The sequence below is a fragment of the Agreia bicolorata genome (assembly GCF_000938265.1).
Classification (GTDB): domain Bacteria; phylum Actinomycetota; class Actinomycetes; order Actinomycetales; family Microbacteriaceae; genus Agreia; species Agreia bicolorata.
Genome location: NZ_JYFC01000010.1, coordinates 88,420 through 99,153 on the forward strand (window position 1 = coordinate 88,420; position 10,734 = coordinate 99,153).

Annotated in this window: 12 protein-coding genes; 4 read left to right on the plus strand and 8 right to left on the minus strand. The window is 63.9% G+C overall.

Annotated features, from left to right (window positions below; genetic code table 11):
• Positions 1-164 precede the first annotated feature (164 nt).
• A complete protein-coding gene (locus TZ00_RS17785; RefSeq protein WP_044443746.1) occupies positions 165-1,268 on the plus strand; it encodes a LacI family DNA-binding transcriptional regulator in 1,104 nt (367 codons plus the stop codon).
• 204 nt (positions 1,269-1,472) lie between these two features.
• Here TZ00_RS17785 and lgt read toward each other — a convergent pair whose 3' ends face one another.
• Entirely contained in the window at positions 1,473-2,408 is a 936-nt protein-coding gene (gene lgt, locus TZ00_RS17790) for a prolipoprotein diacylglyceryl transferase (protein WP_052521687.1), read from the minus strand.
• Positions 2,409-2,665: 257 nt separating this feature from the next.
• Here lgt and TZ00_RS17795 point away from each other — a divergent pair, with 257 nt between their 5' ends.
• The 3 genes from TZ00_RS17795 to TZ00_RS17805 all read left to right on the plus strand — a co-directional run bounded on the left by TZ00_RS17795 (position 2,666) and on the right by TZ00_RS17805 (position 4,659).
• Positions 2,666-3,214, plus strand: coding sequence for a fluoride efflux transporter FluC (locus TZ00_RS17795; protein WP_338010804.1), 549 nt, complete (start codon positions 2,666-2,668; stop codon positions 3,212-3,214).
• Positions 3,211-3,588 carry a fluoride efflux transporter CrcB gene (gene crcB, locus TZ00_RS17800; protein WP_044443748.1) on the plus strand — a complete coding sequence of 126 codons (378 nt, stop codon included), beginning with the start codon at positions 3,211-3,213 and terminating at the stop codon, positions 3,586-3,588. The genes TZ00_RS17795 and crcB overlap by 4 nt, the downstream gene beginning before the upstream one ends.
• 84 nt (positions 3,589-3,672) lie before the next feature.
• Positions 3,673-4,659 (plus strand): aldo/keto reductase, encoded by a 987-nt coding sequence (locus tag TZ00_RS17805; RefSeq protein WP_044443749.1) that lies wholly within the window; start codon positions 3,673-3,675, stop codon positions 4,657-4,659.
• Positions 4,660-4,854: 195 nt separating this feature from the next.
• Here TZ00_RS17805 and TZ00_RS17810 read toward each other — a convergent pair whose 3' ends face one another.
• The 7 genes from TZ00_RS17810 to TZ00_RS17840 all read right to left on the minus strand — a co-directional run bounded on the left by TZ00_RS17810 (position 4,855) and on the right by TZ00_RS17840 (position 10,620).
• A complete protein-coding gene (locus TZ00_RS17810; protein WP_044443750.1) occupies positions 4,855-5,409 on the minus strand; it encodes a hypothetical protein in 555 nt (184 codons plus the stop codon).
• Positions 5,406-5,765, minus strand: coding sequence for a hypothetical protein (locus TZ00_RS17815; RefSeq protein ID WP_044443751.1), 360 nt, complete (start codon positions 5,763-5,765; stop codon positions 5,406-5,408). The genes TZ00_RS17810 and TZ00_RS17815 overlap by 4 nt, the downstream gene beginning before the upstream one ends.
• Positions 5,762-7,582 (minus strand): TIGR03767 family metallophosphoesterase, encoded by a 1,821-nt coding sequence (locus TZ00_RS17820; protein ID WP_044443752.1) that lies wholly within the window; start codon positions 7,580-7,582, stop codon positions 5,762-5,764. The genes TZ00_RS17815 and TZ00_RS17820 overlap by 4 nt, the downstream gene beginning before the upstream one ends.
• 64 nt (positions 7,583-7,646) lie before the next feature.
• Complete coding sequence (locus TZ00_RS17825) at positions 7,647-8,471, minus strand: CPBP family intramembrane glutamic endopeptidase (RefSeq protein ID WP_044443753.1); 825 nt, start codon at positions 8,469-8,471, stop codon at positions 7,647-7,649.
• A gap of 177 nt (positions 8,472-8,648) precedes the next feature.
• On the minus strand, positions 8,649-9,347 hold the full coding sequence (locus TZ00_RS17830; RefSeq protein WP_152631258.1) for a hypothetical protein: 699 nt from the start codon (positions 9,345-9,347) through the stop codon (positions 8,649-8,651).
• A gap of 97 nt (positions 9,348-9,444) precedes the next feature.
• Complete coding sequence (locus TZ00_RS17835) at positions 9,445-9,873, minus strand: DUF4279 domain-containing protein (RefSeq protein WP_044443755.1); 429 nt, start codon at positions 9,871-9,873, stop codon at positions 9,445-9,447.
• Between the two features lie 129 nt (positions 9,874-10,002).
• Positions 10,003-10,620 (minus strand): hypothetical protein, encoded by a 618-nt coding sequence (locus TZ00_RS17840; RefSeq protein ID WP_152631259.1) that lies wholly within the window; start codon positions 10,618-10,620, stop codon positions 10,003-10,005.
• Positions 10,621-10,734: the final 114 nt, after the last annotated feature.

Below are 10,734 nucleotides of genomic sequence, written 5' to 3' on the forward strand. Positions count from 1 at the left end.
GTTGACTCCTTCGTCATGGTCAGGCGTAATGTGATGCAATCGATCAATATGGTAAAAGCATTTACCTACATTGGGCATTATCGTTACTCAATCGTCTGCGAGTGTCAAGACCTTCGAGCAGACCAGTTCTACGTGCAGTTACGCTTGAGCCGAAGGAGGGCGCTGTGGCTTCGAAAAGAGCAACACTCGCCGACGTCGCGCGCCTGGCGGGCACCTCGCCCACCACAGCCTCGTTGATTCTCAACGGAAAACCCGACACCCGGTTCTCGGCCGATGCGCACCGGAGGGTGCACGACGCCGTCGCGCAGCTCGGGTACCGCCCCAACATGGGCGCCCGAGCGCTCCGCACTGATCGCTCCCTCACGATCGGCTTCATATCGGATGTCGTGGCCACGACCCGATTCGCGAGCGGGCTCATCCGAGGCGCTCTCGAAGAGGCCGAAAAAGCCGGGCATGTGATGCTCGTTCTCGAGACAGGCGGAGACCCGGCTCGCCAGGACGAGGCCGTGGGAGCGGTACTCGATCGCCAAGTCGACGGCATCGTCTTCGCGACCATGCGCGCACGAGAGCTCGTTATGCCCTCCCTCCCCGAATCCACCCGAGTCGTCATGCTGAACGCGACCAGCCCCCAGTTCGGCCTCTCCGTGCTTCCCGACGAGGAATCCGGAGGCAGAAGCGCTGTTGATCTGCTTGCAGCCGCAGGGCACACGGAAGGCATCGCATTGATCGGTCAGAACGACGAAGTCGAAGACGATCTCTTTCGCTCGGCTACTGTGGCCCGACGCGTGCACGGCCTTCGTTCGGAGGTCAAGGCACTCGGGTTGAGCCTGCTCACCGAGGAGTCCTGCTGGGAGTGGGAGCCCGAGAACGGCTACCGCCTCACTGCAGAGCTACTCGACCGGCGGCCCGATGTGACCTCACTGCTGTGTATGAACGACCGACTTGCTTTCGGCGCCTACCAGGCCTGCCAGGAGCGCGGGCTGACCGTGGGACGTGACATCTCGATCGTCTCATTCGACAATGACGAACTAGCCGCCTACCTCCGCCCGGGGCTCACGACGATCGGGTTGCCTCACGAGGCCATGGGCCATCAGGCAGTGCAACTCCTGCTCTCTGAGGCGGCACCGGGCGAACGGCTGATCGAGATGCCTGTGGTCGAACGCAGCTCGATCTCAGTCGGCGACACCGAGAGTTCGACGGCACTCCTGGCACGCGAGCGTCTCGACGCACGGCGAAAGCATGCTCGCGACACGATCCCTACCCCGTGAGTTGATCCTCCCCTGAGGCGATCTGCCGACGTTGCACACATGATGAAGATCAGTGAGTCCGCCGGCATAGCGCGCACCCATGTGTCGCGAATCGACCCACCCGCGCCGTTTTGCGTCGATATGCGACCAGCGGCAGGTCATCGAGGCGCGCCATGTGTCACGAGTCGACCTATCCGCGCGAGCTGCCGACCTGGTTGGACGGCCTTAGTCCGACTCGCCCCGGTCGGGTCGTGTGGAGGCGTGGGCCAGCTCGGAGCCCGGGTCTTCCGCCGTATCGGGTGTTGTGGCGTTGGGCGGTGTGCGCCCATCGCGGAAGATTGAGGGTTCCGCACCGGTGTGGCGTCGGGTGTGGACGATGAAAAGGATCACTCCGAGGGCGACGGCGGCGAACGATGCCCACACATTGTCGGGAATGCTAAGGAATCCGTCGCTGGTGGGATCGATCCTGATGGCCTCGAGCCAGCTTCGTCCGAGTCCGTACCAGACGAGGTAGAGGGCGAACAGCTTTCCCCATTGCAAGTGGAAGCGCCGCTCGAGCAGCAGAAGGATTACCACTCCCGCGAGATTCCAGATGATCTCGTACAAAAACAGGGGGTGAAACAAGGTGCCGTCGGGGAGGTTGGCAGGGAATTTGGGGTTGCTGGCTTCGATCTGAAGCCCCCACGGAAGCGTGGTGGGGAGGCCGAAGAGTTCGTGGTTGAAATAGTTTCCGAGCCGGCCGATGGCCTGTGCGACAAGCATTGCCGGGGCGAGAGCGTCTGCGAAGGACCAGAACCGGATTCCGGCACGCCTGCAGCCGATGTAGGCACCGACCGCGCCTCCGAGCAGGGACCCATAGAGAGCGTTGCCTCCGTCCCAGATGGCGAATACATCCCACAGATTCGCCCCGGGGTAGAAGTAGTCTCCGACGTGGGTGAATACGTGATAAAAACGGGCACCGACGATGCCCAAGGGCACTGCCCACATGATGATGTCGAGCACCACGCCCGACTCCGCACCCCGGCGCGAGAGCCGGCGCTGCGTCATCACCATTGCGGCGATGATGCCAGTCAGAATGCATAACGCGTAGATATGCACAGTCAGGGGACCGAGGTGGAATTGCGCCCACGCCGGATCGGGGCTGGGAATGCTCAGTACCATCATGACCTCCGCAACTCACCGACAGGAGTAGTGAGCCCAGGCAAGACTAGACCCGCCCCGCCCTGCACATCGTGGGAATCCGTCACCGACTCGACCTCGCGGGTCATCGTGGCGCCCTGATCGGGTCAGGGCTATGATCTGGATAGCGTCTTTCGGGATGCTGCGGCGGTGGGGCTCACCGTAACCAACCTCGACTTCTGAGTCGACAACAGTCCCTATCTCGGCACTTTTGTGCGCCCTTTGAGATAGGAGACCCTATGGATGACTACGCCGACCATCACACCCCCAACCGCGCCCGGCGCGCAGACCCGGAAGCCATGCTTCCGATAGACCCCGATACATACGTCTCCGACGCTCCCGTGTCGGGCCCGGCGCAGCCCATCCATCTGCAATGGCGATACATCGGCCTCGTCGCCGCCGGCGGCACCATGGGCACTGCAGCGCGCGAGGCCATCAGCCTTGCAATCCCGCCCCTGGCCGGCATCCCGGTGGCGATCTTCCTGATCAACATCGCCGGCGCTCTGTTCCTGGGCGCCCTCTTGGAGTCCCTCGCCCGAAGGGGCCCTGACGAAGCGCGCCGCCGGACGCTGCGGCTGCTGCTCGGCACGGGGTTCGCCGGCGGGTTCACCACTTACAGCGCGCTCGCCACCGATACCGGATTCCTCCTTGTCGGAGGGCAGCTGTGGGCCGGCGCGGTGTACGCCGTCGTCACGGTAGTCGTTGGTGCGGTCGCGACACTGACCGGGATAGGTCTGGCCGCCGGTCATCATCGCCGCCAGCTCGCTGCAGCGGGAGGTGACCGGTGACACCGCTTCTGTTCCTCGCTCTCTCCGCTGCCGGCGGAATCGGATCCGTCCTCCGCCTGATCGTCGACGGCACGATCAAGGCGCACACTCGAACCACGTTCCCGATCGGGACGATGATCATCAACGTCACCGGAGCGCTGCTGCTCGGGTTCGTCACCGAGATCGCGCTCCGCGACATCCTGCCGGATGCATGGCGGCTGATCATCGGAACCGGGCTCCTCGGCGGCTACACCACCTTCAGCACCGCCAGCTTCGAAAGCGTACGACTCATCCAGCAACGCCGATACCTGTCTGCCCTGGCCAACAGCCTCGGAATGCTCGGCCTCACCATCGCCGCCGCACTGACCGGTGCCGCACTTGGAAGCCTCTTGTGACCAACACCTCGTCCGAGACTGGTTGTTCGCGGGAATAGCGGGAGTGAGAATAGTTGCACAGCCCAGAGAGAAAGCGGGAGATCGATGCACACACGCACCCTCGGCCAAGGACTCACGGTGTCGGCAATCGGCCTGGGATGCATGGGCATGTCCCAGAGCTACGGACCCAACCCCGGTAGCCGCGAAGACATGATCGGCGTTCTGCGTGGCGCCGTCGACCAGCAGATCACCTTCTTCGATACGGCAGAGGTGTACGGCCCGTACGCCAATGAGGAACTGGTGGGCGAGGCCCTGGAGCCGGTGCGCGACCACGTGGTGATCGCGACCAAGTTCGGATGGAACATCCAGAACGGCAGATCCGAGGGACTCGACAGCCGCCCCGAGCAGATTCGCTCAGTCGCCGAGGCGTCGCTTCGCCGCCTCCGCACCGATGTGATCGACCTCTTCTACCAGCACCGGGTCGACCCCGACGTTCCCATCGAAGACGTCGCCGGCGCTGTCGGCGAGCTGGTGAAGGCCGGCAAAGTGCGGCACTTCGGGCTCTCGGAGCCGTCTGCCTCGACCATCCGGCGGGCGCACGCCGTCTTTCCTGTCACCGCCGTTCAGAGCGAATACTCGCTGTGGACCAGGGATCCCGAACCCGAGGTGCTGCCGGTGCTCGATGAACTCGGCATCGGCTTCGTGCCCTTCAGCCCGCTCGGCAAGGGCTTCTTCACCGGAACGATCGACACCAGCGCATCCTTCTCCGATGGCGATGTGCGCGGCACGATTCCGCGATTCGAGGCGGAGAACCGCGCAGCGAACCAGGCACTCGTCGACCACGTGGTCAAGCTCGCCGCCGACAGAGGCGCGACGCCCGGCCAGATCGCGCTCGCCTGGCTGCTCGCCCAGAAGCCGTGGATCACGCCCATCCCCGGAACACGACGAATCGAACGCGTCATCGAGAATGCCGCGTCGACCAAGGCTGTGCTCTCGGCAGACGACATCGCAGCTCTCAACGGCATCGCCGCGCGGATCGGCGTGCAGGGCGACCGCTACAACGAGCAGCATCTGGGATTCGTCGGCCGCTGACCCTGCCGGGATGCCGGCGATCAGATGAAGCTCGGCGAGCTCGCCGGAGTAGCGCGCATCCATGTATCAAAGATCGACCCATCCGCGCCGTTTTGCGTCGATATGCGACCAGTGGCAGCTCACCGAGGCTCGCCGTCTGTCACGAATCGACCTATTCGCGCGAATTTAGGTCGATATTCGACCAATGGATGCCCGTCAGCGGGCTCGCCGAGCGAGACGAACCCAGGAATAGATCACCAGGGCTGCCAGAAGGCCGGCGATCAGCCAGGTGAGGGCGGATGCGACGGGTCCCGTTATAAACAGCCCCGTCAGGAGGGCCGCGGCCCAGCCGAGCAGCACGGCGAGCATCGTGGCCACGGTGAGCAGAGCCCACCGCAGCGTCTCCCGTCGAACGATCGCGAGCGCACCGCGCGGGCCGTTGCCTGCGATCACGGCGCATCCGAGACCCACCACGAGGGGAACGACCGGGGCGAACAGGATCGCCGTCACGGCGGCAGCAACGCCCGTCACGATCACGAGGCCGGTCATCGCGCGCAGCTTCGTGTCGGCCGGCGCGACGATCCACCAGCAGGCGACGACCGCCGCGGCGAGAGCCACTGCGGAGACCGCGCTAAGAATCAGCGCTCCCGTGCTGAGCGGCAACGGGGGCGCAATCGCAACGAGGAGCGCCTGAACGACAGCGTTCACGAGAACGATGACGGCGAGCGCTGCCGCACGCCGGGCAGCGGAGAGCCTCACGGGAGTGATCATCCGCGCGCCGCCTCATCGATCACGTCGGCGAGTGGGCCCGAGAACAACTCAGTGCCGCCGACGGTTACCTCGAGCACGGCATCGGCGGCCGTGCTCGACACCACCTCGATGGCCTCGCCATCCGTTGTGCTGCCGGTGCACGTGACCGCCGTTCCGCTACCGGCCTGGCAGGTCGGCGCCTCGAGGATGTCGACGTTTTCGCGCAGCAGCACGTCGATAGCCCCGTACCGCACCTGCGCAACCGCGTTGCCTCCCACGGGTGCGAGCGCCGCGACCTGAGAGCATCCGCTGAGCGCCAGCAGCACCGCAAGCGCCACGCCGACCATCGCAGCGCCACCGAACATGCGCCCGTTCACGACAGACCCTGCTCGTGCTGCAGAAGTCTCGCCCGTTCGACGAGGTGCTGACTCTCGAGCGCCGCATCGCTGATGCTGCTGAGATCGAACGGAGCTCGCAGCAGCAGCTCCGTGTTGCGATCGAGGGCAGATCCCCTTCGCATCAACGGCGTCTCTGCCCAGTCATTCGATGCCAACTCGCGACTGCGGGAGGCGAGCGACAGATAGTCGCCTCCGGAACCGGGCGTCGCATGCGCCGCATGGTCGACGACCGTGGTGAACAGCGAGAGAGTGCCGTCTCGGTTGTCGACGAGTTCGACCATCTGCTGCTGCTGCGGAAAATCGATGCATGATGCAGTCGTCACCTCCCAGAATCCGGACCCGGTGCTGCCCTTGTGCGCGAGGATCTGGTTGAGGTGAGTGTGCCCGTTGAGCCAGCCGACCACCACGCGGAACTCGAGCAGCATCGCCACGAACTCCTCGGCGCCGTAGAGCTTCTCGGTTTGCCCGGGCCTCTGCGCCCGGTTCTCGAGCGTGACGCTGTTGTGGTGGCTGAACACCAGCACGAGCTTGTTCTCCGCGGCCGCCTTCTCGAGCTCGCCGCGCAGCCAGACGAATTGCGACTCGGGAACCGCGCCATCCGGCCCTGCCACCTGATTGCAGGTGTCGAGCCCGAACGCGCGCACCCACGGGGTGAGGTCGGCTTTCCACCAGCTCTCGCCCGAGGTGAGGTTATGCTCGGTGAAGCCGTGGCCGACCGGGCCGGGAGCCGGCTGCGTCTCGAAGTGCTCTGCCATGAAGGCGGCCTGGTCGAAGAGCGCGCGGCCTGCATCCGCAGGCACGGAGCGAAACCCCGGTCGCAGCCCGAGCGCCAGACCGAGCGCGTCGACGCCCTGCTGCAGGGGACTCGTGCTCGATGCGTAGCCGCCGAGGGCGAGCGATGCGGTGGCCTCGAGCGAGTAGGACTTCTGCCCGCCGACCGCCAGCGAGCGCAGCTGGGAGTCGAGTCCGAACGTGCCGAGCAGCAGGGTCTCGTGATTGCCGTAGACGGTGTACCAGGGTGCGGGCAGACCCACGGATGGCACGGGCTGGGCGATCGATTGGTCGAGCAGGGCCGGCAGCGTGGGAAAGCCATAGTCGCCGAACGATCCGCCGGAAGGGTCGCCCGGCCGGTAGGCCCACACCGCCTCGGCCCAGGCCTGCACGCCCTCGAAGGTCTTGCTCGTCTTCGGATCGACCTCGAGCCCGTCGAGCAGATCGATGTACCAGCGCAGTTCTCGCATCGAGTGCATGTCGGCGCTGTCGCCCGTGACGATGGCGGCACTCATCGGGGCACCGGTGAGAGGACTCAGCCGCAGGTCGGACATCGACTTCACCATGGATGCGATGACGTGCGGACTCAGCGGATCCTGCGGGTGGAAGGCGGAACCCCAAGCGGCGTGATTCTGCACGATCATCGGCTCGATGCGGCCGGGCGACTGCGCATCGATGACGTGCATGTCAGAGAGATGGCCGAGATAGAGCAGGGAGCGCCTCGCGGCGACGCGCTCTGGAGAAGCAGCCCTACCGAGTACGTCGAGTCGCGGAATGTAGGGCTCACCCGGGCCTGCGACGAGAGTTCGGTATGAGCCCTTCTGCACGGCTCCCTGAAGAATGGTCTGCTCGAGGGTGCTGGGTGCGCGTTCGACGGCCGCGGCGACGGCAGAGCTGGCTGCGCCGCCAGACACTCCGGATGCGCCGCCCGCCTGCGCCGCGCCCAGCAGGTCGGCAGACACCGAGTGGGCGGCCGCGACCGCAGTGACGGCCGCGATGAACTGGCGACGAGAAAGAGCGGGCACAGTTCCCCCCTGGGAATCGTGATCGGACGACTCTTCCGACTTTAGCGGTATTTGCGAGGATGTCTCAGTTCGCTGCCATGCGAGGGATGGCCCGGTCCTTGCCGCCGTTGATGATGAGCACGAGCATCAGCACCAAGCCCACCAAGATCACAATGATGTTGCCGAGACCAGCGATCGGAGCGAGGCTGCCCGCCGCCGGATGCGTGGTGAGCAGGAAGATGCTCGGGTCGGTGCTGGCGTGCAGAAGGATCGGCACGATCAGGCGGCCGGTCACCCGGTAGGCCAGGTACATCAGGAGACCGAAGAAGAACGTGTAGCCGACCTGCACGATCGTCGTCAGCGCACCCTGGCCGTTGAAAAAGTTTCCCGCGTGCAGCATCGCAAACAGCGCGGCCGACACAAGGGCGACCGCGATCTCCGGGTGGCCCGCCTTGCGCATGAGCTGCACAACGAATCCGCGGGTGAGCACCTCTTCGGCGAACCCGACGAAAAGACCGGTCAGCATCCACGAGAGAATCAGCGCCGCCCCTGCGCTCTCGTAGTCGAGGGCGACGAAACGCAGAACATTCGTGATCAGCACGACGGCGACGGCAACCCACATCCAGCCGCGGCCGCGGATGGCCTGGTGACCGAAGAGCTCTTTCAGCCATCCGACCGACCATGCGAGAACCACGAGAAGAACGCAACCGAGCAGAATCGGAAGCCCGACACCGACGAAGATGCCCAGGGCGCCGCCGGGCTCGATCTTGGCGGGCCCGAAGATGAGATTGAGGAGCACGCCGCCGAGCTGGTAGACGCCGTAGTAGAGCAGCACAAGAAGGAGGGCCTTCCACCATCCGCCTCGCTCCCAGAAGCTCTTCCAGGGCGATGGTGCGTCGTGCTCGTGCATCGGAGTCCTCCCGTAGAAAGGGAGTCGCGTCACCCGCCGCCCCCGGATACGGGAGAGCGTAGTGGAATCCTGCCGCAGAGACGACCTTGACTATCGGTTCATCAAGGGACACGCATATCTGGTTCTATGCAAACGGCCAATCGGTCTTCCTCGAACAGGTTCATGACTCGACGACGACTACGCCTGAGCCGATGTGTGTCGCAGCCACAGGGTCGCGAAACTGCGGGTGCGGAGTTCTGCCTCGTCGACGTGATTGCTGTCATCGAACCAGTCGTCTAAGGCAACGAGGTCTTGAGCCTCAGCAAGTCCCGCGTAGCTGATGCAGGTGTAGGCCCACCTAGTGAGCTGTCGTGCTGTGATTTCGTTCATGAGGTACTCGCGACACATCAGCTTCACAGCGCGCATCTGCCAATAGGTGGGCGACTCGAGAACCGGCAGGCCGAGCTCGGCCAGACTGCCCTCGACAAGGGGCCTCACTGTCCACCAAGATTCGCCGCGGTACAAGCTTGCGAGCATGAGCAGGCTGGGGGTCTCGAGGCCCTGGGCAATGCACTCCGTGGCGGCGTCGACGACGTCTTGGGAGCCAGCCAGCCCCTCCGTCACCCATACACCGACCGTTTCTGCGAACCCCTCGAGGGCACCCTCAACGGTTTGTCGATCCTTGAACCATCCGTCGTACTCTGCCGCGGACATAGAAATGTTTGCCAGCAACTCATCGAGATCATCCGGAGGCAAGTCTTGCTGGCTGACCAGAAGCGGCTGCCGTCCTGCTGGCAGCTTTCCGACTCTGGACCGGCGCCGCACCTCGAGGAACGCGACGATGGCTATACCCATCGGTACGAGAAAAGCCACATAGATGGCCGTAGTTGTATTCACAGTTGTCCTCTGCAGGGGAATCTTTTCGTCCATCAACTAACCATTCACATTCCAGCCATGCGTCTGCCGGATGCTCCATGGGACGTTGCGTCAGGGTCTAGGTGTGCTCAGAACGCGTGTCGTTACCCTCGTCGAGATACGCGGTCGCGAACATATCAACCCCAAGATCGGCGATCGCTTTGGAGATGTCTGCCAGCAGAACAAATCCGCCCTGAGTCGAGTCCGAATACGCCGACCACCAAATCCTGGCGCAGCAGTCCTTGGGGAGCTGGTGGACTTTTCCAGCTGCGGGGCGAAGCAACACGAGGAGCTGTCGCAGTGCACCGGTTCCCGTTTGATCGGCGGCGCTGTTCGCCAATTCGTCAACATGGACCATCCATTGGTTGACCTGACGCACCCTGCCTGAGCGGGTCTTCGTGCCCATCAGGTCCACCCTGGTGGGCTCAACGCCAAGCACCGTCGTGATCTGCTCCGGGCTGGTTTCGGCCGACTGCACGGAGAAAGTGGCCATCCCGGACTGAATCATATGGTGAGCCTAGGGGGCGCGACTTCCCGAGATCGGAGCACACTCACCCGGTCACCTGCCATTCGCGATTCAATCCATCACCGGGCCGTGAGACTCCGTCGTGTCGAGCACCTCCGAGAATGCGTCACGCTAGGAACTAGTAATTGCTGTCGATTCCAGCACCTCAGTGAACGCTGCATCAACGTCTCCGCCCGACGTGCACGTGACATCCACATACATGCCAATACCGCTCACGCCAAACGCTCGGCTGGCCTGCACCCAGTTGACACCGTCTCCGTCAGATCCCGAGATGACGAGGAAATCTGCATATGCTCCTGAATTGGGATAGGCGTAGGCAAGTTCGATCTGCGATAGTCGCCCCTGAACTGCAGAGGAATCCCAGCCCAAGGACGCGGCCGTGTAGCTCTCGGTTGTCGCCCGGTCGTCACCGTCTCTCACCTCAACGTGATCATTGAAGTTGGCCCAATGGAACGTCACCGTACACAGCCCCTTGGAGTCAAGGTATTTCCATTCTTCGCCGTCGTATGGTTCAGAGAGCACCCAATCGCTCTTCTCCGCGAAAGTCTCTGAGAACCTTTGCACCTCGTTCGGATCGAGATCATTGCCATCCGCAAAGCTGAGGCCCCCAAGATTCGTCGTTGACGGTGCGCTCGGAGCGACGGGAACGTAGGTATATCTCGGGGTGAAACGGGAGCTGAAAGTCGCGCTGGAAGCCAGAGTCACGATCAAGAGAAGGGTCTGCTGCACGAGTAGGTGACATGTTGTAGTCACGCCGCCAGTGCGGCGGTCGTGTTCATGATGGTCTCGAACTCGATGGGCGTCAAACGGCCCAGGCGGGGTTGGCGCCTCCGGCGGTGGTAG

Coding starts and splice junctions, on each gene's coding strand:
- TZ00_RS17835 (WP_044443755.1), bottom strand. CDS start 9,873: ATGATTCAGTCCGGGATGGCCACTTTCTCCGTGCAGTCGGCCGAAACC.
- lgt (WP_052521687.1), bottom strand. CDS start 2,408: ATGGTACTGAGCATTCCCAGCCCCGATCCGGCGTGGGCGCAATTCCAC.
- TZ00_RS17795 (WP_338010804.1), top strand. CDS start 2,666: ATGGATGACTACGCCGACCATCACACCCCCAACCGCGCCCGGCGCGCA.
- TZ00_RS17825 (WP_044443753.1), bottom strand. CDS start 8,471: ATGCACGAGCACGACGCACCATCGCCCTGGAAGAGCTTCTGGGAGCGA.
- TZ00_RS17810 (WP_044443750.1), bottom strand. CDS start 5,409: ATGATCACTCCCGTGAGGCTCTCCGCTGCCCGGCGTGCGGCAGCGCTC.
- TZ00_RS17805 (WP_044443749.1), top strand. CDS start 3,673: ATGCACACACGCACCCTCGGCCAAGGACTCACGGTGTCGGCAATCGGC.